At 73.3% G+C, this 26,607-nt stretch carries 23 protein-coding genes; 11 read left to right on the top strand and 12 right to left on the bottom strand.

Annotated features, from left to right (window positions below; genetic code table 11):
• Window positions 1–3: 3 nt before the first annotated feature.
• The 5 genes from ACFY0O_RS25330 to ACFY0O_RS25310 form a co-directional block, all read right to left on the bottom strand.
• Window positions 4–1,095: an LCP family protein gene (locus ACFY0O_RS25330; RefSeq protein WP_388950338.1), complete on the bottom strand. Its 1,092-nt coding sequence runs from the start codon at window positions 1,093–1,095 to the stop codon at window positions 4–6.
• 244 nt (window positions 1,096–1,339) lie between these two features.
• Window positions 1,340–1,936, bottom strand: a complete 597-nt coding sequence (locus ACFY0O_RS25325; protein WP_388950334.1) for an ATP/GTP-binding protein — start codon at window positions 1,934–1,936, stop codon at window positions 1,340–1,342.
• On the bottom strand, window positions 1,917–2,345 hold the full coding sequence (locus tag ACFY0O_RS25320; protein WP_388950332.1) for a DUF742 domain-containing protein: 429 nt from the start codon (window positions 2,343–2,345) through the stop codon (window positions 1,917–1,919). The genes ACFY0O_RS25325 and ACFY0O_RS25320 overlap by 20 nt, the downstream gene beginning before the upstream one ends.
• Entirely contained in the window at window positions 2,342–2,791 is a 450-nt protein-coding gene (locus ACFY0O_RS25315; protein WP_388950330.1) for a roadblock/LC7 domain-containing protein, read from the bottom strand. Before ACFY0O_RS25315 ends, ACFY0O_RS25320 begins: the two co-directional genes overlap by 4 nt.
• Window positions 2,784–5,165 (bottom strand): nitrate- and nitrite sensing domain-containing protein, encoded by a 2,382-nt coding sequence (locus ACFY0O_RS25310; RefSeq protein ID WP_388950327.1) that lies wholly within the window; start codon window positions 5,163–5,165, stop codon window positions 2,784–2,786. Before ACFY0O_RS25310 ends, ACFY0O_RS25315 begins: the two co-directional genes overlap by 8 nt.
• Before the next feature lie 502 nt (window positions 5,166–5,667).
• Here ACFY0O_RS25310 and ACFY0O_RS25305 point away from each other — a divergent pair.
• From ACFY0O_RS25305 to ACFY0O_RS25285, 5 genes are all read left to right on the top strand, one after another.
• Window positions 5,668–6,294, top strand: coding sequence for a response regulator transcription factor (locus ACFY0O_RS25305; RefSeq protein WP_388950324.1), 627 nt, complete (start codon window positions 5,668–5,670; stop codon window positions 6,292–6,294).
• A gap of 76 nt (window positions 6,295–6,370) precedes the next feature.
• Complete coding sequence (locus ACFY0O_RS25300; protein ID WP_388950322.1) at window positions 6,371–8,104, top strand: hypothetical protein; 1,734 nt, start codon at window positions 6,371–6,373, stop codon at window positions 8,102–8,104.
• Between the two features lie 59 nt (window positions 8,105–8,163).
• Window positions 8,164–8,562: a PAAR domain-containing protein gene (locus ACFY0O_RS25295; protein ID WP_388950320.1), complete on the top strand. Its 399-nt coding sequence runs from the start codon at window positions 8,164–8,166 to the stop codon at window positions 8,560–8,562.
• A 9-nt stretch (window positions 8,563–8,571) separates the two neighbouring features.
• Complete coding sequence (locus ACFY0O_RS25290) at window positions 8,572–9,258, top strand: response regulator transcription factor (RefSeq protein WP_388950317.1); 687 nt, start codon at window positions 8,572–8,574, stop codon at window positions 9,256–9,258.
• On the top strand, window positions 9,255–10,622 hold the full coding sequence (locus tag ACFY0O_RS25285) for a sensor histidine kinase (protein ID WP_388950314.1): 1,368 nt from the start codon (window positions 9,255–9,257) through the stop codon (window positions 10,620–10,622). Before ACFY0O_RS25290 ends, ACFY0O_RS25285 begins: the two co-directional genes overlap by 4 nt.
• Window positions 10,623–10,831: 209 nt before the next feature.
• On the opposite strand, the gene ACFY0O_RS25280 is transcribed toward ACFY0O_RS25285, so the two are convergent.
• Complete coding sequence (locus ACFY0O_RS25280) at window positions 10,832–11,527, bottom strand: hypothetical protein (RefSeq protein WP_388950312.1); 696 nt, start codon at window positions 11,525–11,527, stop codon at window positions 10,832–10,834.
• 423 nt (window positions 11,528–11,950) lie between these two features.
• Between ACFY0O_RS25280 and ACFY0O_RS25275 the strand changes: the two genes are divergently transcribed.
• Entirely contained in the window at window positions 11,951–14,224 is a 2,274-nt protein-coding gene (locus tag ACFY0O_RS25275; RefSeq protein ID WP_388950309.1) for a hypothetical protein, read from the top strand.
• A gap of 187 nt (window positions 14,225–14,411) precedes the next feature.
• The gene (locus tag ACFY0O_RS25270) at window positions 14,412–14,771 is read left to right on the top strand and encodes a hypothetical protein (RefSeq protein ID WP_388950306.1); all 360 of its coding nucleotides are present in this window, start codon (window positions 14,412–14,414) and stop codon (window positions 14,769–14,771) included.
• Between the two features lie 43 nt (window positions 14,772–14,814).
• Here the strand turns inward: ACFY0O_RS25270 and ACFY0O_RS25265 are convergent, their stop codons facing one another.
• From ACFY0O_RS25265 to ACFY0O_RS25250, 4 genes are all read right to left on the bottom strand, one after another.
• The gene (locus ACFY0O_RS25265) at window positions 14,815–15,279 is read right to left on the bottom strand and encodes a hypothetical protein (protein WP_388950305.1); all 465 of its coding nucleotides are present in this window, start codon (window positions 15,277–15,279) and stop codon (window positions 14,815–14,817) included.
• Entirely contained in the window at window positions 15,279–17,321 is a 2,043-nt protein-coding gene (locus tag ACFY0O_RS25260; RefSeq protein WP_388950302.1) for a transglycosylase domain-containing protein, read from the bottom strand. The genes ACFY0O_RS25265 and ACFY0O_RS25260 overlap by 1 nt, the downstream gene beginning before the upstream one ends.
• A 79-nt stretch (window positions 17,322–17,400) precedes the next feature.
• Window positions 17,401–17,625: a hypothetical protein gene (locus ACFY0O_RS25255; RefSeq protein ID WP_388950299.1), complete on the bottom strand. Its 225-nt coding sequence runs from the start codon at window positions 17,623–17,625 to the stop codon at window positions 17,401–17,403.
• A 182-nt stretch (window positions 17,626–17,807) separates the two neighbouring features.
• Window positions 17,808–19,259, bottom strand: a complete 1,452-nt coding sequence (locus tag ACFY0O_RS25250; RefSeq protein WP_388950297.1) for a sugar porter family MFS transporter — start codon at window positions 19,257–19,259, stop codon at window positions 17,808–17,810.
• A gap of 281 nt (window positions 19,260–19,540) precedes the next feature.
• Between ACFY0O_RS25250 and ACFY0O_RS25245 the strand changes: the two genes are divergently transcribed.
• The gene (locus tag ACFY0O_RS25245; protein ID WP_388950295.1) at window positions 19,541–20,767 is read left to right on the top strand and encodes a peptidoglycan DD-metalloendopeptidase family protein; all 1,227 of its coding nucleotides are present in this window, start codon (window positions 19,541–19,543) and stop codon (window positions 20,765–20,767) included.
• A 61-nt stretch (window positions 20,768–20,828) separates the two neighbouring features.
• Here ACFY0O_RS25245 and ACFY0O_RS25240 read toward each other — a convergent pair whose 3' ends face one another.
• Window positions 20,829–22,430 carry a beta-1,3-glucanase family protein gene (locus ACFY0O_RS25240; RefSeq protein WP_388950293.1) on the bottom strand — a complete coding sequence of 534 codons (1,602 nt, stop codon included), beginning with the start codon at window positions 22,428–22,430 and terminating at the stop codon, window positions 20,829–20,831.
• 364 nt (window positions 22,431–22,794) lie between these two features.
• Between ACFY0O_RS25240 and ACFY0O_RS25235 the strand changes: the two genes are divergently transcribed.
• From ACFY0O_RS25235 to ACFY0O_RS25225, 3 genes are all read left to right on the top strand, one after another.
• A complete protein-coding gene (locus ACFY0O_RS25235; RefSeq protein WP_388950291.1) occupies window positions 22,795–23,448 on the top strand; it encodes a response regulator in 654 nt (217 codons plus the stop codon).
• Entirely contained in the window at window positions 23,432–24,868 is a 1,437-nt protein-coding gene (locus tag ACFY0O_RS25230) for a sensor histidine kinase (protein WP_388950290.1), read from the top strand. Before ACFY0O_RS25235 ends, ACFY0O_RS25230 begins: the two co-directional genes overlap by 17 nt.
• A 388-nt stretch (window positions 24,869–25,256) precedes the next feature.
• Complete coding sequence (locus ACFY0O_RS25225) at window positions 25,257–25,664, top strand: lytic transglycosylase domain-containing protein (RefSeq protein ID WP_388950288.1); 408 nt, start codon at window positions 25,257–25,259, stop codon at window positions 25,662–25,664.
• A gap of 20 nt (window positions 25,665–25,684) precedes the next feature.
• Here ACFY0O_RS25225 and ACFY0O_RS25220 read toward each other — a convergent pair whose 3' ends face one another.
• Window positions 25,685–26,539, bottom strand: a complete 855-nt coding sequence (locus ACFY0O_RS25220) for a hypothetical protein (RefSeq protein ID WP_388950286.1) — start codon at window positions 26,537–26,539, stop codon at window positions 25,685–25,687.
• Window positions 26,540–26,607 lie beyond the last annotated feature (68 nt).

Below are 26,607 nucleotides of genomic sequence, written 5' to 3'. Positions count from 1 at the left end.
GATTCACGGGGCGATGACCCCGCCCGCCGAGCCCTTGTCGCCCATCGACCGCTCCTTCACCGACTCCGGCACCGGCTGGTCGGCGCGCAGGGCGTCCCAGAGCCGCCGGCTCTCGGCCTCCATCGGCTGGACCCGGTTGACGTCCTGCGGGTAGGGGCGGACGGGGAGGGTGAGCGCCTGCAGCTTCGAGGAGTCCAGGCCCTTGAGGTCCGAGGCGAGGCGCACGAGGGCCGTGGCTCCGGCGAGCTTGCTGTCGGTCGTCATCGCCTTGGTCGCGGTGTCGGCCACGGCGAGCAGCCTGGCCGGGTTGCCGAGCGTCCCCGCGCTGCCCACCTGGGCCAGCAGGGCCTTGAGGAAGGCCTGCTGGAGCTGGATGCGGCCCAGGTCGCCACCGTCGCCGACGGCGCTGCGGGTCCGCACGAGCGCCAGCGACCGCTCGCCGTCGACGTGGTGCCTCCCGGCCTTGAGATCGATGCCGCTGGCCCGGTCCTTGAGTGGCCTGGTGAGGGTGATGTCGACCCCGCCGAGGGCGTCGACCACCTTCTTGAAGCCGTTGAAGTCGAGCTCCAGGTAGTGGTCCATGCGCAGGCCCGACATCCGCTCCACCGTGCTGACGGTGCAGGCCGGACCGCCCACGGTGAAGGACGCGTTGAACATCTCGCGGGGCCCGCCCGGGTCCTTCCCGCCGGAGGGGGTGGTGCAGGCGGGGCGCGTGACCATGGTGTCGCGGGGGATGGACACCAGGGCCGCCCGCCGGTGGTCCTGGTAGACGTGCAGCACCATCGTGGTGTCCGAGCGTCCCGGGTCCCCGCCCTTGGCGGACTCGCCGGCGTTCGAACGGCTGTCGGATCCCAGCAGCAGGATGTTCATCGCCCCGGTGCCGGAGGTCTGCGGCCGGTTCCCGCCCAGGGTGGCGTCGATGTCGACGCTCTTCACGTTGCCGCTGAGCCGGTGGACGACCAGGGCGGTACCGGTCCCGCCGAGGAGCACGAGGAAGGCGGTGGTCCAGCCCAGTACGCGCAGTCCGCGGCGCCGGCGCGGCCGTCGCCGGTCCGCCCGCGCGCGGTGGCCTCGCGGGGTGGCGTGGCGTCCCATGGGCTCAGCCGCGGCGGACGGCCGGTCCGGGGGTGCCGTGGCCCGCGGGAGGGGCGGTCGCCCGTATGCCGTGGACCGGAGCGGTCCTGCCGTGCCCTCGCATCGGACTCCTTCGCTCAGGGGATCGGGGGATCGGGGGGAAACAACGGACTCTTCATCACAGCCACCGCGACCGCCGGCCACCAGGCCGGACCGGGCAGCGGAATGGGCAGCGGGATGGGCAGCGGCCGCTGTCCGGCGGCCGTCAGGACGTGCTGCGGCAGTGCGTCAGCAACGCGTGCTCGACGACCCTGATCAGCACCGGCACCACGTCCGTGCGCTGTCGCGCGTCGCACCGCACGACCGGCACCGCCGGGTCCAGGCCGAGGGCGTCGCGGACCTGCTCGGGGGTGTGCGGACTGGCGCCGTCGAAAGCGTTCAGGGCCACCACGAAGGGCAGCCCCCGTGCCTCGAAGTAGTCGACGGGGGCGAAGCTGTCCGCCAGCCGCCGGCTGTCGACGACGATCACGGCGCCGATCGCCCCGTGCGCCAGGTCGTCCCACATGAACCAGAACCGGTCCTGACCCGGCGTGCCGAACAGGTACAGCACGAGATCGTGGGCGAGGGCCACGCGGCCGAAGTCCATCGCCACCGTCGTGGTCGACTTCCCCCGCACGTGCGTGGTGTCGTCGGTCCCCTCGGAAGCCGTCGTGATCCTGGCCTCGGTGCGCAAGGGGGCGATGTCGCTGACGGAGCCGATCGTCGTCGTCTTGCCCGCGCCGAACCCCCCGGCGATGACGATCTTCGCCGAGGCGGTACGGCCGTCGCCGGGCACCGGCCCTTCAGAGGCTGCGCAGTCCACCGAGCACCCTTTCCAACAGCCGCGTGTCGGGTTGGCCGTCCGGTCCGTGCTGGGGCGCGTGCGCGTGGACCAGTCCGCCCTCGATCAGATCGGCGATCAGGATCCGCGCCACGCCGAGAGGGAGCTCCGCATGGGCGGCGACCTCCGCCACCGACAGGGGGGTCGCGCACAACCGGTGGACCAGCCGGTGTTCCGGCGGGAGGTGGTCCGCCGGCTGCTGCGCCGGGTAGCCCCCCTGCGGGCCGTGCACCGGGATGACGGCGACGACCAGCAGTTCGAGCGCCAGGTACAGCGACGGCTGGGTCCGGCCGCGGGTCACCGCGTACGGGCGGGGCCCGATCGGGAACTCCTCGGGCATCGTCCCGGGCGCGGACGGCTCGGCGTACGCGCCCCCCGCCGTGGCCGTCACAGCGCACCCCGGGGCAGCTCGGGAAGGCGCCGGGGAGCGTACGTGCCGGTGCGGGGGGCCGGGGTGAGGACGCTCCCGGCCCGGCGGGCCAGGCGTGCGCTCTGGTACCCCAGCACGGCCAGGTCGCAGCCGTCGGCCGCGTGCACGGCGAGCAGGGCGCCTTCGCTGAGGGAGCACAGCAGCAGGCAGCCGCGGTCCAGGTCCACGAGAGTGCGGCGGACCCCGCCGCCCTGGGTGATCTCCGCGCAGCTGAGGGCCAGGGCGGCGATGCCGCAGGTCACCGCGGCCAGGTTCACGCCGTGGGCGTCGCTGCCGCGGGCGCTGTGCGCCAGCAGGACCCCGTCACTGGACACGACGGCGGCCTGCTCGACGTACGGGTTCTCCTCGGCGAACCGGGTGATGAGCCAGTCCAGCTCACCGTTGCCGGCTCCGGTGGGGTCAGTCACCTCGCGGCCCCCCGTCGCCCCTCTGCTCCGAACTGCTCTGGAAACCGCTCAGCCGCGAGCGCACCCGCTCCGGGTCGCGCGGGGCGCCGGCACCGCCCGGTGCGGTGTCGACCCCGCCGGGCACGAGGTGCGCCTGCGGTACCCGCCGGGGCAGGGGGCCCTGCGAGGGCTGCGCGTCCGCGGAGGCGGGCTCCCGGTACGGGACGTCCGTGCCCACGCCCGGCCCGCCGCGCCGCGGCTGCTCCGTCCGGCCGCGAGCCGGGGCGGGCGGGACCGGGGTCGTCGGCAGCTGCACCGTCGGCGGGTCGCTGGGAGCCGCGGCGGGCGGCGGGGTCGGTTCGAGGACGGGCCGAACGTGCGGTCCCGAGGAGGCGGGTTCAGGCGCCGCGACGGGTGACGGGTCCGCGGGGGCGCCGCTCCGCGCGCCGGGAACGAACCCCGCCCCGCTCTGCACGAGCTCCGGCGGCAGGATCACCAGCGTGGACGTGCCGGGCGAGCCCGGACGCAGGGTGACGGCGATGCCGTGGCGCCGGGCCAGGGTGCCGACCACGTACAGGCCGAGCTGCTCGGAGATGCCGACGTCCAGCTCCGGACCCTCCGTCAGGACGCGGTTGGCCTCCGCCAGCTGCTCCGGGCTCATCCCGATGCCGCGGTCGCAGATCTCCAGGACGTGCCGCCGGTCCGGCAGCCGCTGGCTGTCCACCGTCACGTCGGTGTGCGGGCTGGAGAAGGACACCGCGTTCTCCAGGAGTTCCGCGAGGAGGTGGACGACGTCCCGGACGGCCTCGCCGCGCAGCGCCGCCTCGGGCAGGGCGTGGACGACGATCCGCTCGTACTGCTCCACTTCGGAGATGGCCGAGCGCACGGCGTCGTGCAACAGCATCGGGCCGACCGTCCGGGAGCCGAGTTCGGCTCCGGCCAGCACCAGCAGGTTCTCGCTGTTGCGGCGCATCCGGGTCGCGAGGTGGTCGAGCTGGAAGAGCCGTGCCAGCTGCTGGGGATCGGGCTCGTCCCGTTCCAGGTCGGTGATCAGGCGCAGCTGGCGCTGGACCAGGGCCTGGTTGCGGTGCGCGAGGTTGCGGAAGATGGCGCCGACGTTCTCGCGGAGCCGGGCCTGGCCGGCCGCCAGGCGCACGGCCTCCCGGTGCAGCTGGTCCACGGCGCGGCCCACGGCGGCGAACTCGTCGCGGCCGCTTCCGGCGACCGTCGCCACCTGGAGCTCGGCGCCGCCGCCCTTGCCGGAGGTCAGGGCCTTCATCGCGGCGGGCAGCCGGCTCTCCGCCACGTCCACCGCGGAGGTCTCGAGCGCGCGCAGCCCGCGCAGGATGGAGCGGGAGACGGAGAACGCGAGCAGCAGCGCGACCGCCAGGATGACCGCCGCCACCGCGAGGTCGCTGTAAGCCTGGGCCTGGGCGTCGTCGCGGTCCTGGGCGAAGTCCTGGACCAGGCGTTCGCCCACCGTCCCCTGGAGCTGCCGGAGGTCGTCGATCTTCTTGCTGAACGCCTCGTACCAGTTGGCCGGCAGGGCGTTGGCGGCCAGCTTGTCGGTGGGGACCGAACCGGCGGCCTTCACGGCCTCGTTGGCGGCGGCCACGTCCGGGCTCTCGACCAGCTTGTTGTAGGCGGCGGCGTCGGCCGTCATCGCGTTGACCCGGAACTCCTGCGCCGCGATCTCCTGGAGGCGGGCCGAGGACAGCAGGGCCGCCCGCTGTTCGTTGGAGAGGGTGCCGCTCCTGGCGGCGTTGGAGATCAGGGCCCGCTCGCTCCAGGTCATGGCCGTGTCCAGGGCGAGCGTGTACGTCGACCAGCCCGGCGAGTACGACTGGTCGAGGCCGCCGGAGAGCTCGTTGTTGACGCCGATGATCGGCATCAGGACACGCAGGTAGGCCGAGCTGAGCTGGGCGGGACTCTGCTTGTCCGCCTGCTGGCGCAGGGTGGGGAGCGAGCCGACGGCGGCCTCGATCGCCTGGATGTGCTGGTCGAGGCGGCTGCTCGCCGGGATCTCGCGGGCGGCGGCGACGAAGGCCCGCGCGTCCGCGGACGTACGCTCCTGCTGGCCCTGCAGGGCGCCGGAGCCCGCGGCGTCCCGGGCCTGCGGATCGACCAGCAGGTCGCGTTCCCGCTGGAGGTCGTTGATCAGCGCGGTGCCCGACTGGCTGAGCTGTGCGATCCGGTGCAGCCGGTCGAAGCGGTCCCGCTGGCCGAGGGCGTCGTCTACGCGCAGGCCCGCGAGCACCACGGCGGCGATCAGGGGGATCAGCAGGACGGCCAGCATCCTGGTGGGAACGCTCAGACGGCCGAGGACGGGTATGCGGCCGTCGGGAGGGGCGGTGGCCCGGGCGGCCCGGCGGCGAGAACGGAAAGGTGTGGACACGTCAGCTCCGGTCTGGGGTGGACGCCGTCGGACCGCGGACTGCGCAGCCCCTCCGCAGACGCGCGGAGGACGGCGTTCTTGCTCGGGCACGCCCGCGTCCGGCCGCCGGCGAGGCGTCCGAGGAGCCCCGGCGGCCGGCCGGTGGTCAGGGGGCCAGTCTGTGGGGCCGATCCGCCACGCGGGCATCGTCGATCGGACGAACAGAAGGGGGAACCGGGGACCCCCAAGTGGCCGTCCCCGGGGTGCCCACGGTCCACTCAACACCACGAACGAGCACGTCAGCGGGATTTTGAGGCACCGATGCCGTTCCGCTAACCCACCGTTAGGGCAACGGCCCCGAGACTGGAGGTGCCTCTTCGGGAAGCACCCGGCGCACGGCTGCCACCGACACGTACGCCTCGCGCACCGGGACCTGCCTCCCCCGGGACGCGTCCCGCGGCGCGTGCCGTACCGGCGAGGCCAGGGGGGACATGCCCAAACGGACTGTTCGTGAGGAGCCTTCATGGCCGAGCCCATACGCGTACACATCAAGGCGTCGGACCCGCTGTCCGAGACGGGACTCGTCGCCTCCATCCGCAACCGGACCGAGCTGAGGGTGGTGGAGGAACGCCTCGTCGACCCCGGCACGGTGGGCCTCCTCGCCGTGGAACGCGTCGACTCCCAGGCGCTCCAGCTGCTGCGCGCCATGCGCGCGTCCCGGGTCGAACGGGTCGTCATCGTCGCCGGCAACCTCGACGAGGAAGGGGTGATCGCCGCGGCCGAGGCCGGGGTCGCCGGCCTGCTGCGCCGCTCCGAGGCCACCCCGGACCGCCTGGTGCAGGTCGTCACCTCCGTGTGCCGCGGCGCCGGCGTGGTCCCGCCCGACCTGCTGGGTCGGCTGCTCAAGCAGGTGGCGAACCTCCAGCACCACGTGCTGGCCCCGCGCGGCATCGGGCTCTCCGGTCTGACCAGCCGGGAGACCGAGGTGCTGAGGCTGGTCGCCACCGGCTACGGAACGCAGGAGATCGCCCAGCAGCTGGCGTACTCCGAGCGGACGGTCAAGAACACCCTCCATGACGTCACCAGCCGCTTCCACCTGCGCAACCGGTCCCACGCCGTCGCGTACGCGATCCGCGAGGGCTTCATCTAGCCCCACCGCGGGCAACCACGGCAGCCGCTCCGGCGTGCGGACATCCGCGTGCGAGAAACCTGAAGGAGAACAACCCATGGGAGTCGTCGCCACCCTCGGCGAGGAAGTGACCGAAGTCGAGCCGGGCGGGAGCGCCACCTGCTCCGTCAAACTGTTCAACGACGGCACGGTGGTGGACAGCTTCCACCTCGACGTCCTCGGCGACGCCAAGGACTGGGCGAAGGTGTCCACCCCCGAGGTGCGGATCTTCCCCGGCGAGGTGGAGACCGTGGAGATCGAGTTCTCCCCGCCGCGCAAGGCCGAGGTCAAGCAGGGCCGGACGGGATACGCCCTGCGGGTGATGTCCCAGGAGGACACCGACCGCTCGGCCATCGTCGAGGGTTTCGTGGAGGTCGCCGGCTACCAGGAAGTCGAACTGGAACTGCTCCACCGGACGCTGCGCGGCAGCCGCTCGGCCCGGGGCCGGGTGGCCGTGGACAACCTGGGCAACTCCCCCGTCACCGTCCGGCTCACGGGCGCCGACGACGACGGAAAGCTCCGCTTCCGCTTCCCCCCGCCGGTCACCGTGGCCGGCGGCACCACCCGGGTGGTGTCCTACCGGCTCGTGCCGCGCGACCGGTTCCTGCGCGGCGAGAACCGCACCCACGTCTACCGGATCCAGGCCAAGGGCGGCGGGGAGAAGAGCGAGGCCGCCGGTTCCCTCGTCCAGCCCGCCATGCTCGCACCGTGGATGCCCAAGGCCCTGCTGCTCGCCGTGGGAGCCGCGATCGTCGCCTTCCTCCTCCTGCCGACCTTCTTCAAGGCCGACACCGACTCCTGGCTCGGCAAGTTCACCGCGACGGGCTCCGAGAAGGAGGCCGACCCGCCCGCCGCCTCCCCCTCCGGATCGGGCAGCCCCGACCCCGAGGACAAGGACAAGGGCAAGGGCGGCAAGGGCGACGGAGACGCCGGGAAGGGCGGCGCCGGAGGCCAGAAGGGCCAGGACCCCGCCAAGGGCGGCGGGGGCGGCCCGTCCGGCGGCCCCTCGGGAGGAGGCGGCGCCCCCGGGAACCAGCCCGGCGGGACGGAGCCCGACGCCCCGCTGGCACTCGCCGACGGCGCCAGCCGGCAACTGCGCCTGGAGGCCAACTCCAAGCCCGGCGGACCGGGGCACTTCACCGCCAAGGACAGCGACCCCGTGCCCAAGGGCAACCTCCTCACCTTCAGCGACCTGAAGATCGACAACCCCAAGGACGACAACGGGACCATCGAGCTGCGCCGCGACAACGAAGTGCTGTACGCGTTCAGCCTCAGGGACGCCAAGAAGGAGTGGCACTGGACCCAGCCGCTCACCTTCACCGAGGGGCAGAAGATCGTGCTCGCGGTGAACTGCACCAACGGCGCGGGCAAGAACTGCACCCCGGCGGTGGAGCTCTCCGGCCGCGACTACGCCACGGACGCCGACCTCCCGGCCCTCGCCGCAGCGGCCGGCACCAACTTCCGGCTCAAGGCAGCAGCCAAGCCCGGCAAGCCCGGGGCGTTCACCCCCGGGGAGTCGAAGACGGTGGAGAAGGACAGGATGCTCACCGTCGGCGACCTGAACATCGAGAACCTCGCGGGCGACAGCGGCACCGTCGAGCTACGCCGCGACGGCAAGGTGCTGCACTCCTTCGACCTGAAGGACCCCAAGAAGGAATGGCACTGGACCGAGCCCCTCACCTTCACCGGGGGCCAGAAGCTCGAACTCGCGGTGAACTGCACCAACTCCGGATCCAAGCAGTGCACCCCGGCCGTCGCCTTCTCCGGCCGCACCTACACCCTCACCCCCTGACCGCCGCCCCGCCGTCAGCCACCCCCCGTCCGCCGTCCGCTCCGACGCCAGGAGGCCCCGTGCCCCCCGCAGCCAGACTCGGCGACCGTGTCGCCGGCCTCGACCGGCACATCGTGCTGGTCCCCACCCCCGCCGGCCCCGTCCCCACCCTGCTGCCGTTCCCCTTCTCCGGGACCCTCACCACCGGCTGTGTCGCCACCGTCCTCATCGGCGGCAGACCCGCCGCGGTGGTCGGCTCCAAAGCCTTCAACCTGCCGCCCCACCTCCCGCCCACCCCGCCCGGCGGCATGTTCATGCGCCCGCCCGACAACAGCGGCACCGTGAGCACCGGCAGCGCCACGGTACTGATCGGCGGCAAGCCGGCAGCCCGCTCCGGCGACACCGTCATCACCTGCAGCGACCCGGTCCCCGGCCCCAACGCCAAGATCACCTCTGTCGGCACCGTCCTGATTGGTTGACCAGAACCCATGGCCCACGTGCTCCTCGTCGAGGACGACGACCTCATCCGCCGGGCCCTCACCCTCGCCCTGGAGAAGCTCAGCCACCGCGTCATCGGGGTGGGCACGGGGATCGACGGGCTCACCCACGCCCTCCGCGGCGGGGTCGACATCATCGTCCTCGACCTCGGCCTGCCCGACCTCGACGGCATGCAGGTGCTCAAGATGCTCCGCGCCTCCCTCAACACCCCCGTCGTCATCGCCACCGCCCGCGACGAGGAGTCGCAGACCGTCGCCGCCCTCAACCTCGGCGCCGACGACTACGTCATCAAACCCTTCTCCGCCGAACACCTCCAGGCCCGGATGGCCGCCGTCCTGCGCCGCACCCAGCCCGACCCGCTGCGGCCGCCCCTGCGCGTCGGAGGCCTGGTCATCGACCTGCACGCCCACACCGCCTCGCTCGACGAGCGGATACTGGAGCTGCGCCCCAAGGAGTTCGCCCTCCTGTCCTACCTCGCCGAACGCGCCGGACGGATGGTCAGCAAGGCCGAACTGCGCGCGGAGGTCTGGCAGAACGCCTTCGGAGTCACCGACAAGACCGTCGACGTCCACCTGTCGTGGCTGCGCCGGCGCCTGGGCGAGAGCGCCGTCTCCCCCCGCTACCTGCACACCGTGCGCGGCGTCGGAGTCAAGCTGTACGCCCCGCCCGCCGCATGAGGTGGCGCATCGCCCTGCGGGTGGCCATCGCGGCCCTGCTCAGCACCGCCATCTTCGCCCTGCCCCTGGCGCTGTACGCGCGCCACGCCTACCTCCAGGAAGCGGGCATCGAGGCACGGGCCCGGGCCACCTCACTGGCCTCCGTGATCTCCGACATGACCGGCGACGCACCGCAACTGGAGCACGAGCTCCGGCGGTTCGTGCCCCGACGGGACGGGGTGACCGTCCTGCTGCCCGGCGGCCGCACCGTCGGACGGGCCATCGACCCGCTGTCCCCCCAGGTCCGGGAAGCCGAACACCGCCCGAACCTGACCCCCACCCGGGAACGCCTGGGCCCCGGCCCCCGCGGCGAAGCCGTGCTCATCCCGGTGACCAGCTACGACGGCCAGCGCCTCCTGGTCGTCGCGCCCATCGACTCCCGCCCCCAGTGGACCGCCATCCACCGCGTCTGGACGGCCATCGCGGTGGCCCTCGTCCTGCTGCCGCTGTGCGCCGCCCTCCTCGCCGACCGGTTCGGGCGCAGCCTCGCACGCCAGCACGAGCGGCTGGTCCGCGCGGCCACCGCCATGGCCCGGGGCGACCTCACCGTCCGCGTCGCCATCGCCGGACCGCCGGAACTGCGCCGGCTGGGCCACTCGTTCAACACCCTGGCCACCAGGATCGAAGACCGGGTCAAGGCCGAACGGGAGGCCGCCGCGGACTTCTCCCACCGGCTGCGCACGCCCGTCGCGGCCCTGATGCTCCAGGCCCAGCACCTCGCCGACCCCAAGGAGTCGGCGCAGGTACTGGAGAGCGCCCGGCGGCTCCAGCGGGAGGTCAGCTACGTCATCGAACGCACACGCCGCCCCGCCCTCGACCACGACGGGGTCCGCTCCGACCTGGCCGCCATCGTCCGCGAGCGCGTGGCCTTCTGGGCCCCCCTCGCCGAGGACCAACTGCGCTCCTGCCGCCTGACCGTCACCGGCCGCGACCACACCGTCTGCGCCCCCGAGGAAGCCCTGGCGGCCGCGGTCGACGCGCTGCTGGGCAACGTGTTCAGCCACACCCCCGAAGGAACCGCCCTGAGGGTGCGGGTCTCGGGGCGCGGGGACGGGCGCGTGCGCCTGTCCGTCGAGGACGACGGCCCCGGCATCGACCCCGCCCACCTGCGCCGCGGGGCCAGCGGATCGGGATCCAGCGGCCTGGGCCTGGACATCGTGCGCCGCCTGGCCCAGTCCACGGGCGGCAGCATCTCCCTGGCGTCCCCGCCCGGCGGCGGAGCCAGGGTCCGCGTGGACTTCGGGGCCCCCGACGGCACGGCGGTCCGGGAACTGCCTCCGGCCCCGCAGGCGTCGGAGAGCGGCGAGCGGGCCGCGGTCCGGTGAGAGGGGAGCGCCGGTCCGCCGCACGACGAAGGGCCCGCCGCACGGTCGAACGACCGTGCGGCGGGCCCTCACCCGCCTCGCCGCCGTCCCTCTGGGGCCCGGGTCGTCCGGCGCGGACCGGCGGCTGACGGCGCCCGGGCGGACGGCGCGGGCTCCGGAAGCCGGCGGAGAGGCGGACCGGACGCGGGGCGCACCCCCCGGCCCGGGGCTCAGGAGTCGCTGCGGCTGCGGCGGCGGCTCGCCAGCGTCAGGCCGAGGAGGGCCGCCGCACCGGCGGCCGCGATCCCCGCGGCGGTGAGGTCCGCGGTACCCGACGAGGCGGCGACGGGTGCCATGCCCGTGTCGACGGAGCCCTTCGGGACGATGTGCTTCTCGGGCGGGGTCACCGAAGCCTCGGGCTTGTCGCCCGGCGCGGGCTTCACCGGGGCCGGCGGCGTCGCGGGCTTCACCGGAGCGGCGGCCGGCACCACCGTGAGGAAGGCGTTCGCGGAGACCTGCTTGCCGTCGGCGGTTCCGCTCACCGTGACCGGGTAGCGGCCGGGCTTGGCGTCGGCCTTGACCTTCCCGCTCCCCCGGCCGTCCTTGACCTGGGTGTCGGTCAGCACGGGAGAGCTCAGCTTGGCGTCCGAGAGCTGCCCCTTGATCGTGATGACGGCGTCCACCTTGTCGCCGGGCTTAGCCGTCGACGGGTCCAGCGTGACGCCCAGGACCGGCGCCGGCGTCGGCGAGGCGATCGGCTGCATGGGCGGGGTGACGTCCTTGGCCGGTGCGGTCAGCGGCTGCACCGGCTGCGACACGGGCTTGACCGGTACGGGCGGAGCGTCAGCCGCGAACGCCGAGGCGGGGGCGCCGAGGGTGACGGCGGCCGCTACCGCCGCTGCCGAGAGAGTGAGTGCCTTGCGCATGGTGGAACCTCCTGTGGGCCGGACTGGTTTCCGGCACGTCAGCCATGACCCACATTCTTCGGCGCCCCGTCGGCCGCCGGGGGCCGGCCCGATCCCGTGCCGCCGAAGGTCCTCCACCACAACGACCCAGCTCAGGGGCCGGACATGGCAGGGCCATCAGGAGTCCTTTGCCGTGACTTTGGGGACCGAGGACCCGCGAGAAAGGTCCGACCGGTGCCCTCCGATCGGACCATCCCGCGGGTCCGCGAGCGGGATCGGAATCACCGCCCGCCCTTCCCGGCCGCCCCCGTCGCCCGGCGGAGTCCGCCCGCCTGCCCCGGCAGGCAGCCGACTCTGCCCTGTCGCGTGTCCGGTTGGCGGGCTGACCGCTGCGGTGAGCACCCCTAGGGTTCCGGAGGAAGGCGAACGAGAAGGAGTACGTGCGTGGAGGGCGGGATCCCGGAAGGCCACCTCGAGGTCCTCGACAGACTGAGCGACCGGCAGCGCCGGATGATGGCCGCCCTGGGTGAGCTGGACTCGCAGGTGGAGCTGGCGGGATTCGTCAAGACCTGGTCCGAGCTGGCCGACGCCGTCACCTCCTCCATGTCCGGGCGGGTCGACGAACCGGACGTCGAGGAACTGCTGCGGCGCTCCGACACCTACGAAAGCCTGCCCGCCTTCGTCGTCAACGAACTGGGCGTCTTCTCCACCGACGAGCCGGAGCAGATCGAGGCCCTGCTGCGGCCGGCCCGCACCCAGTGGTACATCGCCGCCGGCCGGCAACCCGCCGCCCCGGCCGGCGAGCGGACGGGCGTGAGAGAAGCGGCCCCCGCTCCGGCGGCCCCGGAGCCGCGCTACGCCGAGGTGACGCAGTGGGACGGCGACATCTGGACCGCCCTCGACACCCGCAACCGCCGCCGGGTGTACCTGCGCAGCGCCGGCCGGCCCGGGCAGGGCGATCCGTGGAGCGCCGAACGGCCCCGCTTCCAGCAACTGGGCCCGTACGGCACCCGCCACTGGCGTGGCTACGACATGGCCGCCGGACGGTGGATGTACCTGGCCCACACGGGCGGCCGCCCCCCGGCCGAGGACCTCCCGGGATGGACGGCCGAGGCCCCCGACACCCGGGGAGCCGCGGCCGACGAGACGGCGGCCCCCGCCCTCGACGAGGCGTTGCAGGGCCTGGTCGACGCCGTCCGCTGGGGCGACGTACGGCTCGAAGACCTCGCCGCCCCCCTGGACCATCTCCGCACCTGGTCCGCCACGGGCGCGCTGGGCCGCCTCGGAAAGCGGGCCGAGGCGCTGGACCGGGCCCTGGACGGCGTCGGCGACGCCGCTTCGCGCAACGAGGCCTGCCGGGCCGCCGCGGGACTGCACGCGGAGATGGAACGGACCGCCGCGCGGCTGGAGGCCATGGAGGACTGGCCCGCCGCATGGGAACCGGACCGGGACAACGCCCCCGCCCAGTACGCCCGGATGCTGCGGCTCGGCTGCAAGGAGCTGCGGGGGGCGGTCCGCCGGATCGCCCGCGCCGACGCGGGCACCGACAGCCGCCAGGCCGCCGGGCGGCCCGCCGGGCGGCCCGCGGGCGAGGTCCGGCAGTCCATGAGCCAGATGCTGAACTTCGCCTGGGCGATGGGACGGGACGGCTGCCCGAGCGAGTGGTTCGCCGACCCGCTGCACCACGCCCAACGCCTGTCCGCCCTGCCCGCCCTACGAGAGGGCTGCCCCGACCTGTCCACCGCGGCGCAGTACCTCGCGCATGCCGTCACCGGATTCCAGGACCAGTCCGCCACCGGCGGCCAGTACGCGAGCGTGCTCCAGGAGGTCCAGAAACTGCTGCGGCGCTACGCCGAGCGGCTGCTGTGCCTCCAGGACCGCTGGCCGACCTGGCCGGGAGGGGCCGACGAGCTCCCGCAGGAGAGCCCCATGGCCTACGCGACCATGATGCGGCTGGGCTGGCAGATGCTGGAGGCCGAACGGCAGGAGCTGTTCACGTTCGTCGGCTGGGAGGGCCGGGTCCGTGACCCGAACATGCCCGACCTCAAGTCCCCCGGCAACGCCAGGCTCTCCAGGGCGCGGGCCGCCGTCCCCAAACGGTCCAGGCCCCTGGCCCCCCTCACCCTGCCCGACCTCGACGGCCTGCGGGTGTTCGTCCAGGCCATCGGGGAGGGCGACTGGACCTCGGAGGCACTCGGGCACCCGCTGGCCGCGGTGGACCGGTGGCGGGCCAGCGGGCGGCTCGCGGACGGCTACGGGGACTTCCGCGACCGCGCCGCCGATGTCGCGCGGATCTACGACCGGCGCGCGTCCTACGAGGAGACCTACAAGAACGCCGTCTCCGGACTGATCGGCGAACTCGAGGCGGTGCGTGTGGGCCTGGGGATGCTGGGGCCCGGCTGGCCGCCGGAGTGGACGGCCGGCGGGGCCAAGGTGCCCGCACAGTCCCCGGCCGTCCTCATGCACCGGATCGACGAGGGCAAGAAGGAGCTGCGCCGCTCGGTGCGTGACCTCGCGGCGGACCTCAAGAAGGAGTACGCCGCCGCCCGGGACCGGAGACGGGCGCCCGGCCGAGGGAACGAACGGGCCGGGGAGGCCGGCGGGACGCGGGCGGAGCGGCGCCGCGCCACGCCTCCGGGCCGGCACGGCAGCCGACGGCGGCGGCCGCCGACCGCGGCCGAGTCGATCCGGCGCTTCTTCTTCGGCTCCGAACGCTGACGCGCTCCGCTGCGGCAGGCGCGAACGGGCAGGCCATGGTGCAGCGTTCACGGGGCGAAGGCGTGCGTCGGGGGCCGTGGCAGGTCTTCGCAGCGGGAGCGAAGGTGGACGCACTTTCCGTCCAGGAGGAAGACCGGTACGTCCTTCCCGGCCCGCCTCCCGGCCCGCCGACCCCTAGGGAGACCTGATGACGTTCCGAATCGACCGCGTCGTGGGGGCGCAGGGCGCCGCCGAACTGATCGACCAGTACCGGGCGGACCTGCGGGAACAGGACCTCCTGCCCGATGCCACCGCCCTCTCCATAGCCCGTCAGGCGTACGCGGACGGCTACGTCTACCGCGTCGCCCGGGCCGGACAGATCTGGACCGGACGCGGGTACAGCCCGACCGACCCGCCCGAACTGCGCATCGTGAGCGTCGGCAACACCACTCTGGGGGGCTACACGGCACTGTGCCAGGAGCCCCTCGGACTCTTCCACGTCGTGCCGCTGGGCGAACTGGCCCGGGACTTCGACCTGACGGAATGGCCGGCCGAGGCGCGGTCCTGAGCGCGCGGCGCGGCGCCCCCCGGCCCCGGGTGCGCCCCGCTGCTCAGCCGACCCGGCGCAGGACGTCCTGGAGCGCCTCGCCCAGTTTCCCGGAGCCGACGGCGTCGAAGTCCACCGGACCGTCCCCGTGCAGCGGGCTGACGTAACCCGAGCGGCCCAGGTACGGGGCTTCGAGGAGGTAGAGGTTCAGCCGGGCCATCGCCCTGATGCGCGGAACCCGGTCCTTCGCGTCGGAGGAGGCCCGCACGTCGTGGTCGGGACGGTTCCAGGTGCTGTCCTCCCACTTGTGGTCCTGTGGCAGCCGGATCGCGTTCACCTGCCAGCCGTCCTCCTCCAGGACCACGTCGAGCTCCGCCTCCACGGCCAGGTCGACCTTCTCGAACTTCAGCGTGCCGCCGAGCGTGAAGGCCGTCGGCCCGGACGCGGCGAGGGGTACGCAGGCGGACCACTCCAGCAGCTCGACCTCTTCGGCGAGGAGCTGGTCGATCCAGTCGGTGGCACGGTTCATCAGAGCTCTCCTTGGGGTGTCGTGGCCGAGCCGTTGCCCGGAGGGTCGGGCGGGGCCGGCGTGGCGGCCGGCATCGGCTGGAGGTCGAAGGAGGACCGCGCGGTGCCCGCCAGCGCGGCCTTGGTGTAAGCGGCCCACACCTCGGCGGGCGGCCCGCCTCCGTTGACCCGGTTCTGGCCGAGCGCCCCGTACAGCGGCTCGAGCCGACCGGTGTCGGGGTCCTGGCCCATGACGGAGACCACCGTCGCCAGATCCGGGGTGTATCCGGCGAACAGCGCGGCCTTGTCGTCCTCCGCGGTGCCGGTCTTGGCCGCCGCCTCGCGGCCGCCGGCCTGCGCTGCCTTGGCCGTGCCGTCGGCGACCGTGCTCCGCAGCACCGAGGTCACGGTGTCCGCGGCCAGCCGGGACACCGCCTGCTCGGGGGTCCGTTCCGGCAGGGTCACGTGGTGGTCGCCCCGGGTGACGGAGTCGACCAGGGTGTAGGGCGTGTGGAGGCCGTGCGCGGCGAGGGTCGCGTACGCCTGCGTCATGTCGAGGACGCTGGCCTGCATGACGCCGAGCGCGAGGGCCGGGCCGGCGCCGAACCCGGGGACGCCGGCCGGGATTCCCATGGCCACGGCCGTCCGCTTGACCTTCGCCGGGCCGACGTCGACGGCCATCTGCGCGAACACGGTGTTCACCGAGTCGTCCATGGCCCTGCGGACGGTGATGGGCCCGTAGCTGACCTGGCCCTCGTTCTCCGGAGCGTACGGGACGGGCGACCCCTGGACGGGCCTCTTGTCGTCGCCGTCGTAGACCGTGTCCGGGGTGATCGGCTCGCCGGTCCGGGTCCGCGCGTGGTTCTGGAACGCCGAGGCGAGCAGCAGCGGCTTGAAGGTGGAGGCGGGCGTGAAGTCGTGCCGGGTGGCGTTGTCGACGTACTGCCTGGTGTAGTCGGTGCCGCCGTACAGGGCGACGACCTCTCCGTTCGCGGGGTCGATCGAGACACCGCCGACGCGCACGCTGCGGTCCTCGGGGTCGTCCCCGTCGAGCTTGGCGGTCACCTTGTCCTGGACGGCCTTGACGAGGTCGTCCTCGCGCTTCTTGTCGATGCTCGTGGTGATCTGGTAGCCGCCGCGGGCCAGTTGCCGGGCGGTGACGACCTTGTGGTCGACGAGGTACTGCTCGACCGCCTGGACCAGGTAGCCCCGCTGGCCCTTCAGCCCGGCCGGGGGCTTGGGCTTCACGGGGTCGGGGAACGTCATGGCCCGCCGCTGCGGTGCGCCGAGCCAGCCCTCCTTGACCATGCCGTCCAGCACGTAGTTCCACCGGGCCACGGCCTGGGGCCGTGCGCCGGGGTCGGTGCTCACGTCGAGGGCGCTGGGCGCGTTCAGGAGGGCGGCCAGGTAGGCGCCCTCGGCGGTGGTCAGCTGGGAGGCGTCCTTCCCGTAGTAGGCCTGCGCGGCGGCCTGGATCCCGTACGCGTTGCGGCCGAAGTAGCTCGTGTTGAGGTAGCCCTCCAGGATCTTCTGCTTGGACTCCTCTCGGGCCAGCTTGACCGCGATGACAATCTCCTTGGCCTTGCGGGTGAGGGTCTGCTCCTGGTCGAGGTAGGCGTTCTTGACGTACTGCTGGGTGATGGTCGAACCGGACTGGGTGCCGCGGCCCCACGCCATGTTCCAGGCCGCGCGCAGCATCCCGGCGGGGTCGATGCCCGAATCGTGGTAGAAGCCGCGGTCCTCCGCGGACAGCACGGCCTGCTGGACGGACTCGGGCACCTGGGAGAGACCCACGTCCTGCCGGTTGAACTCACCCGTCCGCGCGAGCACCGTGCCGTCCGCGTAGCGGTAGACGTTGCTCTGCGCGGTGGCCGAGGCCTTCGGGTCGGGGACGTCCACCCGGGAGTAGACGAAAAGGACGCCGCCGATGCTCAGGGCGAGCACCGAGAGCACCACCCCGGACGTCCGGCGCCAGGTGGGGAGCAGCCGGCGCGGGCCCGTGCGCCGCGGCCTGTTGGAGCGCCACCACCGGCGGCTCGGTGCGGGGGGCGTGGCATCGGTCATGGCGAGCGGGTCCTCATCGGGTCTTCATCGGGTCTTCAACGCGTCTGCACGGGGCGGTGGGGGAAAGGATCGGGCCCGGTCAGCCCGCGGAGGCCCCGACCAGGGTGACGGGGAGGCCCGGGACGCCCTGGGCGCCGTGGCCCACGGGCGTCGTCCTGGGCCGCAGCGCGCGGACGTCCAGGTCGAGGGGTGCCTGCGTGGCGGGGGCGGGCGCGGTGCTCGCGCGGGCCGCCATCGGGAGGGCGACCGGGCTGACGGCCAGGGCGACGGCGGCCGCGACGACGACGCCGATTTCGATCTTCACGGAACGAGTTCTCCTGTGTCGGGGGGCGGTCACGTCGGCCGTGCGACGCCCGCGTCCTCATTCTTCGGAGGGCGGGCGCCCCGGCGCTGCCCCCGGTCGGCCCCCCGTCGGTGGCTGTCGCCCTCCTACGATCGGGGGGCCGACCGGGGGGGCCGGCGGGCGCCGGGCCCGGGGCGGGCCGGCTACCGGCCCGCCGGCACGGGCGCCTCGCGGGGGGCGTCCATCTCCTCCAGTGCCCTGCCCTTGGTCTCCGGCACCCACTTGAGGATGAAGGGGATCGAGAGCAGGGCGAACGCCGTGTAGAGCACGTAGGCCCCGGACAGGCTCCACTCCGACAGGGGAGGGAAGGAGACGGTGATGACCCAGTTGGCGACCCACTGCGCGGCCGCCGCGACGCCCAGCGCCGCCGTCCGGATCCGGCCCGGGAACATCTCGCCGAGCAGCACCCAGACCACCACGCCCCAGGAGAGGGCGAAGAACAGCACGAACGCGTGCGCCGCGATCAGCGCGACGGTCCCCTGGGTGCCCGGGAGGGCGATGTCCGCTCCCGTGCCGGTCTTGTAGGAGAACGCCCAGGCGGCCAGGCCGAGCGAGACCGCCATGCCGACGGAGCCGATCAGGGCGAGCGGCTTGCGGCCGATGCGGTCGACGAAGACCATCGCGATCACCGTGCCGATGATGTTGATGATCGACGTGGTGAAGGAGTACAGGAACGAGCTCCCCGGGTCGATGCCCACGGACTGCCACAGCGAGGAGCTGTAGTAGAAGATCACGTTGATGCCCACCAGCTGCTGGAACACCGACAGGCCGATGCCGATCCAGACGATGGGCATCAGCCCGAACCGACCGCCGAGCAGGTCCTTGAAGGTGGACTTCTGCTCGGAGCGCATCGCCTGCCGGATCTCCGACACCCGGGCGTCGAGATCGACGTGCCCGCCCTCGACCTCGCGCAGCACCTCCTTGGCCCGCTCGGTGCGGCCGGCGGATATCAGGAACCGGGGCGACTCGGGGATCACGAAGGAGAACAGGCCGTAGAGGACGGCCGGGACCACCATGACGCCGAGCATCCACTGCCAGGCCTCGAGACCGGCGAGCTCGCCGCGCTGCTCTCCGTGGGCCAGGTGCAGGATGCCCCAGTTGACCAGCTGGGAGACGGCGATGCCGATGACGATCGCGGCCTGCTGGAAGGAGGCGAGCCGGCCGCGGTAGGCGGGCGGGGACACCTCCGCGATGTAGGCGGGGCCGATCACCGAGGCCATGCCGATGGCGAAGCCGCCGATCACCCGCCACAGCGCGAGGTCCCACAGGGCGAACGGCAGCGCCGAACCGACCGCGCTGACGGTGAAGAGGACCGCGGCGATCTGCATGCAGCGGATCCGGCCGATCCGGTCGGCGATCCGCCCGGCGGTGGCGGCGCCGATGGCGCAGCCGATCAGCGCCGCGGCGATCACCTGGGCCAGGGCCTCGGGCCCGACGCCGAAGCGGTCCCGGATGGCCACGACCGCGCCGTTGATCACGGAGCTGTCGTAGCCGAAGAGGAAGCCGCCCATCGCGGCGGCCGCCGTGATGAACACGACGTGCCCGAGGGGGGCGGACGGGGCACCCGGCGTGGAGCGGGCGGAATTGCTGTTCACTGCATCACCTCACGAGAGGCCGCCGATGCGCACGACGGCCGACCATCACTGTCGTCCTTGCCCGGAGCGGGTGCCCTCCCCCGATCGGGCCATGCCCCGGAGGGTCCGTGACGCCGCCGAACCGGCCTCTCCGGGCGTCCCCTTCCGCTGGCCCTTCGGTCCTGCTGGTCCTGGTGGACGCGGAGATACGTTCGAAGTTCTCCGGAGCCGTCACCCCCCTTGTACGGCGCCGGAGGCCGAACCCCCACCGTGTCCTTCCCGGCTGACGGAGGAAACCGCACATGGCAACACACAACCGACACCGCAGACCGAGCAGCGGCGGCGTCCAGCACAAGGCGGCCTCGGTGGCCGTGACGGCCGGAATCGGCCTGGCCGCCCCCCTCGTCCTGTCGGGCACGGCCTCGGCCGCGCCGAACAGTGCCGGCGCCTGGGACAAGATCGCCGAGTGCGAGTCGAACGGCCGGTGGAACCTGCCGTACGGTCACGCCAGCTCCACGGGCGGCCTGCAGATCCAGCTGCCCACCTGGAGGGAGTACGGCGGGCTCAAGTACGCGCCGCAGCCGCACCTGGCCAGCAAGGACCAGCAGATAGCGGTCGCCGAGCAGATCCTCAAGGGCCAGGGGCCCAGGGCCTGGACCTGCAACGCGAAGACGGGCTACCCCCTCAACGGGCTGGTGGGCAAGACGGGTGGCAAGGCCCCCGCCCCCTCGAAGCCCCCGGCCGCTTCCAAGCCGCCGGCCCCCACGAAGCCCGCGGCCCCCTCGAAGCCCCCGGCGCCTGCGAAGCCGCCGGCCGCCAAGGAGCAGGGCTCCGGCTCGGGTTCGTCCGGTACGTACGCGGTGCGTTCCGGCGACACCCTCCAGGGCATCTCCGTGCGCCACGGTGGCGACGGCGGCGCCGGGGACTGGCGTGCGCTCTACGAGGCGAACAAGCCCGTCATCGGAGCCGACCCGGACGTGATCCTGCCCGGTCAGGTCCTGAAGGTGCCCGGAAAGGCAACGGCACCGGCCCCGCAGCGGCAGGGTGCCAAGCCCGCGCCGAGGCCCGTCCCGACGTCCGAGGCGCGGCAGGAGTCCCCCCGTCCCCAGCCCCAGGGGCCGAAGTCCTCCCGGGTGAAGCCCGTCGCGAACGCGGAGGGGCGGAACTTCGGGACCGCTTCCGCCGGATACTCCGCGGGCTACCACACCGGCAGCGACTTCGCCGCGCCCCACGGCTCACGGGTCAAGGCCGCGGCCGGCGGCACGGTGATCGCCTCCGACTCGAGCCCGTCGTACGGCGTCAACGTGCGCATCAAGCACGCGGACGGGACCTACACCCTCTACGCCCATCTCTCGGGCAAGAGCGTGCAGCCCGGCGCCCAGGTCCAGGCCGGCCAGCTGATCGGCTACGTCGGCTCCACCGGCAACAGCACCGGTCCGCACCTGCACTTCGAGGTCCGCACCCAGCCCGAGTACCGCAAGGGCGGTTTCCTCGACCCGGTGGCCTGGCTGAAGAAGACCGCCGCCTGAGAGCGCCGGTCCCCGCACCACCTCCGGACGCCCGTCCCCCCGGACGGGCGTCCGGCGTTTGTCAGCCCACGCGCAGCGTCAGGCTGGTCGGCGCGTTCGCGTTCGGCAGGATCATCACCGAGCTCTGGTCGTGCACGTCGTCGTAGGCGAACCCGTACGCCAGGCCCCGCAGGCCCTCCTTGTGGAAGAAGGCCGCGTACTTGTTGGACGTCGCCCCGGCGGGGTAATACGTCTTCGGGTCCTTCCACGTCGACGGGTCGTTCTGGGTGATGCCCCGGTTGAAGGCGGCGCACAGGTGGGCCTCGACGAACTTCTCCATGTCGGAGCCCGTGGAGAGCGCCCCGTTGCAGGCGGCCACCTCGGGGGTGGTCGGCTTGCCCACGGAGCCGGACTCGCCGGTCGGCTTGCCGTTCACCGACTTCTTGAAGCTGAGCCTGCCGCCCTCGGTGCGGCCCTCGTAGGTGTCGGCCCCGTTGACCAGCTTGAAGCCGTTCCCCCACTTCGACCAGGCACTGTTCACCGCGCTGTCGAAGTAGTGCGCGCCCGGCCCCTGGAAGGCCTTGGCGGAGCGCGGGGCGCTGATGTGCGTGCCGGCAGCGTCGACCAGCCCGGCGAAGTCGGAGTCGGCGCCGACGAACTTCTTGTAGGAGGCGATGACCTCGGCGGCGCTCTTGCCCTGGATGCCGACCGTCTGCTCGTAGCCGGACGACTCCTGCTTCAGCGTGGCCGTCATCGGGAGGGAGAAGCCGTCCACCTGGGTGGTGTTGCCGCCGAAGTGGATGCCCTTCTGGCCGGCCGCGCCGTGCTTGAAGGTGAACTCGAAGAAGTCGTACGGGTTGCCCTGGTTGGGATCGGCCGGGTTGTTGAGGTCGGGCTGGACGTACCCGACGTCACTGGGCGCGCCGTTCGACGTGGCCGGCGGCATCGAGAGCGGCTTCTTGGAGAGGAAGATCCGGCCGCCCTGGAACTCCGGCGGGAGCGAGACGGTGCCGCCCGCCAGGGACTTGAGCGGGAAGGACATGCCGTTCGGCTGGTCCGTCACCGGCTTGACCCCGCCGTCCGCGGTGACGTAGGAGTACCGGCCGGGGGTGGCCTGGCCGACGATGGTGACGTAGTCGTCCCGGTCGGAGTCCTTGGCGACGATCTTGAGGGGGAAGCTGCCGCCGGCCGGCGGGTCGACCGGCTTCTCCGGTGGGTTCGAGGGGCCGCCGGCGGGACGGCCGCTCTGGTCGAAGACCGGGGTCGTCGGCTCGTTCACGTTCGCGCCGGCCTTCTTGTAGACGAAGAAGTACGTGAACTCCTTCGTGGTGACCCCGGCGGGCCGGCTCAGCGTCCACGTCTTGCCGTCCGCGGACGCCTTCATCTCCAGGCTCTGCTGCCCCTGGCCCTTGGGGGTGAAGTTGACGCCGACGTAGCCGAGGGGCCGGCGGTCCTTGAGGCTGAAGGTCCATGTGGTGTCGGTACCGTCCGAGGTGACGGACTGTTCGAAGGGCTGGGCGGCCGTGGATTCCGCAGCCGGCGTCAGCGACACGGCGTGCCCCATCGTGGCGGCGCCGAACGCGGCGAGGGGGACGGCCGCCAGCAGGCCGCCGTAGACGGCGACGCGCTTGGGGAGCCTGCGGCGGGTCGGGGATTCCGGATGCGCATGCGGGCCAGGGGACATGACTCTCCTTGATCGGTATGAGGTGCTCCCTCATACCGATACGTCACATGTCACGGCCGAGTCGTGCACCATCAGGCAGGTGAAGGGGCCGCCTGCGGACCCGTCCCGACGGCCGAGGCTGGACCGACCACCGACCGCGGCGGCCGTGCTGCCGTGCGGTCCCGTCGCGGCGGAGGCGGTGGCCGGGGAGACCGGGCGCGGTGGCGCCGCACCCGCCCTCGATCCGGGCGCGCCTCTGCCCGTTCGCGCGCAGTCAATCCCCCGAAAGGGCCGGTTCGAATCGGTCCAATTGCTGCCCGAACGTCTCGTACGCGCGCCGACCGCGATGGACACGATGGGAACTCGTCACTTATGGAGGCCCGACATGGACAGCACGACCAGGCCGCGACGCATCCGCGTCCTGATCGCGGACGACCATCCCGTCTACCGCCACGGCGTGAGCCGGGAACTGGAGGCGGACGAAGGCCTCGACGTCGTGCGGGTCTGCACGGACGGCAAGGAGGCGCTCGCCGCCATCATGGAGGTCGAGCCCGACGTGGCCGTGCTCGACCACCGCATGCCCGGACTCGACGGCGTCCAGGTCGCCCTCACCGCGTCCGGCTCGGGCTCGGCCACCAGGATGCTGATCCTCTCCGCGTTCACCGAGAACGCGACCGTGTACCAGGCCCTGAGGGACGGAGCCTGGGGATACCTCACCAAGGAGGCCGAGCCCCGCGAGATCGTCGAGGCCGTCAAGGCCTGCCACCGGGGCGACCCCGTGCTGCCGCCCCGGCTCACCGCGGGGCTGATATCGGAGATCCGCAGCCGCAGCGAGGTCCGCGACCCCCGCCTGACCCAGCGGGAGCGGGAGATCCTCACCATGCTCGCGTCCGGCATGTCGACCCCGGCCATCGCCCGCGCCGTCTACCTGGCACCGTCCACCGTCAAGACCCACATCCAGCACGTCTGCGACAAGCTCGGCGTGTCCGGCCGCGCAGCGGTGGTGGCGGAGGCCATGCGCCGTGGCATCCTCGACTGACGCGGGCCCCGACCGGCGCACGGCCGCCCCCGGCCCCGATGTACGGACGGAACGCGCACCCGCGGGACCGCCCCACCGGCCGGGCCGGCCGATCGAGGTCCCCCACATCCGCGACTGCCCGTCGCACCGCACGGCGGCCGCCGGCGACGGCTGGGGACCGCGGTGCACCCACGCCGGCGCGGACCTCGCCGACGTCCTGACCTCCCACCGGGCCGACGTGACCCGCCTCGCGGCCTGGCTGCGCCTGGGGTTCCTCGGCGTCCTCGCACTGGCCTCGGCCCTGGAGGACCCCGGCGAGGACCTCGTCCCGCTGCCGCAGGCGGCCGTCCTCGCCGGCTACGGCGCCCTCGTCCTGGCCGTGGTGGCCGCACGCCGGCACCTGCCGGCGCGGCGGTCCCCCGCCCGGCCCGCCATGGCCATGCTCTGCGCGGACATCGCGGTCGTCGTCGTCCTCCAGGCGGTCTCGGACGGCTCGCCCGCCCTGGCGCTGGCCCTGTTCCTGGTCCCCATGTCGGCCGGGTTCCAGCTGCGCGTACGGCACACCGCCCTGATCACGCTGGCCTGCTTCGCCTCGTACCTCGCGCTGCTGCTCCTCGACGCGAGCCTGCGCGAGCGCGTCGGCGACCGCAACACCCTCGCCGTCCTCGCCTTCCTCGTCCTGGCCTGCCTGGCCTGTGTGGTGGTCTCCCGGCAGTACCAGGACCGGCAGGCCCGCATCCGCCAGCTCGTCTGCGAACGGGCCCACCTGCTGGCCGAGGTGATGCGCGCAGAGGAACGCGAGCGGGCCTCGCTGGCGGAGCTGCTGCACGACGGGCCGCTCCAGTCCGTCCTGGCCGTACGCCTGGAACTGGGCACGACCGCCCGCGGTCCGGCCGCGCCGGACGACGTGGCCACCGCACGCGACCGGCTGCTCGACGTCTCCCGGCAGCTGCGCGACCTCACCACGGCCCTGCACCCGCTGATGCTGGAGGCCAAGGGCATCGGCCACGTCCTGTGCCTCCTGGCCGACAACACGGCGGAACGCACGGGTCTGGAAGGGGTCTGCACCGTCAACGTGCAGCAGGACACGGGCCGTCCCGGGCATCCCGACCCCCCCGACCCGCGCGAGAGCCTCGTCTTCACGGCCGTCCGGGAGCTGCTGAACAACGTGGTCACCCACGCACGGGCCACCGGCTTCGAGGTCTCCCTCACCGACGAGGCCGGAACGTGGCGGCTGGAGGTCGGCGACGACGGCCTGGGCATCGCCCCGGGCGAGCTCCGGGGCAAGCTCCTGGAGGGCCACATCGGCCTCGCCTCGCTGCGCGTCCGGATCGAGGCGGCCGACGGCACCATGACCATTTCCTCCGGCCCCCGGGGCACGTCGGTGCTGATCACCCTCCCGCCGCCCGCCACGGGGCGGGGCGAGTGCTGCCGCCCGTGACGGAGCGACGTGGCGTCGTCCACCGCCCCCCCGGTCGGCCCGTCGGCCGGGGGACCACGGCCGACCACCGGTCGGCGGGCCGGTGCTCGTCCGCCGTCCCTCCCACCGGCCCTCCTTCACCGTGACGCAGAGCACGTCCCGGCCCGTCCTACGAAGGCGGGTAGGGGGCCTCGTCGGCTCCTCGCCGGCCCTCGCCGCCGTCGCCACCTGCGCTCCCGCCCGGCTACACGGTGGGGGCCGCGAGCCCGAGCCCTACGAACGGGCTTAGCAGCGGGGGGTGTTTGCGGCGCCGTGGACCGGCCGTCTACACCGGGTGGAGCGGTTCCCCCGGCGGCCCGACGCCGCAACCGGCGGGGATCGTGCCCCAACCCCCGACGGAAGGCCGCCCGTGCACCGTGTCCCGACAGCCCGACCCACCCGCCGCAGGAAGGGGGCTGTCGCCCTGCTGACCGCCGCCGTGATCGCGGTCGGCGTGCCGTTCGCGGGCGCCGCCTCGGCCCGGGCGGACACCCGGACCCCGCAGGAGATCGCCCACCAGCGGATCCCCGACGCGGCCCAGTACAAGGCGTTCAGCGAGGTCATCTCACACGAGAGCGGCTGGAACCCGACGGCCCGCAACCCCTCGGGCGCCTACGGGCTGGGGCAGGCCCTGCCCGCCGAGAAGATGGCAGCCTTCGGTGCCGACTGGCGGACCAACCCCGCGACCCAGATCGCATGGGCCCTGCACTACATGAACACCCGTTACGGCAGCCCCCAGGGCGCCTGGGACTTCTGGCAGCGCAACCACTGGTACTGACCCGGCCCCGGGCGCCCCGGTCAGACGAAGGCGACCTCGGCGGTGTCGGAGAGCCGTTTGAGGCACTCCTCGACCAGGGGCCGGTGGTGGAGCGGAACGGTCCACATGTGGAACAGGCCGACCGCGGAGGTCTCCCCGCCCCGGTAGACGTCGCACCACCCGGCGGCGCTGTCGCCCTGGTGCCGCGCGTACATCTCGTGCTTGCGGGTGTGGCCCTCGCCTATGAGGAGCGTGGAGCCGCCCACGAGGTAGGGCAGGGTCTCCCCGTCCCCGGCGGCTTCCGCGTTCGCCCGGTTGACCCGCTCGATGGCCGCGTGGTCCGACGCGTCCGGAACCCAGTACGGGTCCTCCCCGAGCAGCACCGCGTCCGACAGTCCGGCCGTCACGGTGTCGACCGGCTCCTGTCCGGCGGGCTCGACGAGGGCGCAGGCCAGCCAGTGCAGGTCGTGGCCCTGGAGGCGGCCCAGGGCGCCGTCGCACCGGTGCCTGGCCCCGGCCGCGGCCTGCCGGGTGTCGGTCGGGCAGGTCCGGGGGGTGCCCGTGCACAACAGGAGCGGGTCGGGAAAGCCGTCCAGACCGGCCCGGACCAGCTGGTGTCCGCCGAGCAGCGGGCCGTGGCGCAGCGCGGCGGCCTCGAGCCGCCGGGCACTGTCGAGCGTCAGGTTGTAGGTGACGTTGCTGCAGTCGAGCGGCGGCCACGGCGAGGTCAGCCGGTCCCAGACGCCGAGCTCGGTCGCATCGAAGACCAGGCCTTGGCCCACGTCCGTGTAGAACTGGATCCTGGTCCCCTGCGGGATCCCGACGATCTCCGTGCCGGGGGGCGTCCGCTCCGGGTCCAGGTCGAGGCTTCCGTGTCCCAGCAGGATGTAGCCCATGGGTGATGTGTTCTCTTTCGGCTCGGCCAGGTCTTCGATGCTGCCGCACACCCGGCGGCCCCACAGCC

It is taken from the genome of Streptomyces sp. NPDC001594 (assembly GCF_042893675.1).
Lineage (GTDB): Bacteria > Actinomycetota > Actinomycetes > Streptomycetales > Streptomycetaceae > Streptomyces.
The sequence above is the reverse complement of the archived record's forward strand: the minus strand, read 5'-3'. Positions and strand labels throughout refer to the sequence as shown.

Bases quoted from the DNA above. Each gene is read 5' to 3' on its own strand.
- ACFY0O_RS25285 (WP_388950314.1), top strand. From the start codon at position 9,255: ATGAGGTGGCGCATCGCCCTGCGGGTGGCCATCGCGGCCCTGCTCAGC.
- ACFY0O_RS25220 (WP_388950286.1), bottom strand. From the start codon at position 26,539: ATGGGCTACATCCTGCTGGGACACGGAAGCCTCGACCTGGACCCGGAG.
- ACFY0O_RS25330 (WP_388950338.1), bottom strand. From the start codon at position 1,095: ATGGGACGCCACGCCACCCCGCGAGGCCACCGCGCGCGGGCGGACCGG.
- ACFY0O_RS25240 (WP_388950293.1), bottom strand. From the start codon at position 22,430: ATGTCCCCTGGCCCGCATGCGCATCCGGAATCCCCGACCCGCCGCAGG.
- ACFY0O_RS25280 (WP_388950312.1), bottom strand. From the start codon at position 11,527: ATGCGCAAGGCACTCACTCTCTCGGCAGCGGCGGTAGCGGCCGCCGTC.
- ACFY0O_RS25300 (WP_388950322.1), top strand. From the start codon at position 6,371: ATGGGAGTCGTCGCCACCCTCGGCGAGGAAGTGACCGAAGTCGAGCCG.
- ACFY0O_RS25265 (WP_388950305.1), bottom strand. From the start codon at position 15,279: ATGAACCGTGCCACCGACTGGATCGACCAGCTCCTCGCCGAAGAGGTC.
- ACFY0O_RS25260 (WP_388950302.1), bottom strand. From the start codon at position 17,321: ATGACCGATGCCACGCCCCCCGCACCGAGCCGCCGGTGGTGGCGCTCC.
- ACFY0O_RS25235 (WP_388950291.1), top strand. From the start codon at position 22,795: ATGGACAGCACGACCAGGCCGCGACGCATCCGCGTCCTGATCGCGGAC.
- ACFY0O_RS25305 (WP_388950324.1), top strand. From the start codon at position 5,668: ATGGCCGAGCCCATACGCGTACACATCAAGGCGTCGGACCCGCTGTCC.
- ACFY0O_RS25245 (WP_388950295.1), top strand. From the start codon at position 19,541: ATGGCAACACACAACCGACACCGCAGACCGAGCAGCGGCGGCGTCCAG.
- ACFY0O_RS25270 (WP_388950306.1), top strand. From the start codon at position 14,412: ATGACGTTCCGAATCGACCGCGTCGTGGGGGCGCAGGGCGCCGCCGAA.
- ACFY0O_RS25290 (WP_388950317.1), top strand. From the start codon at position 8,572: ATGGCCCACGTGCTCCTCGTCGAGGACGACGACCTCATCCGCCGGGCC.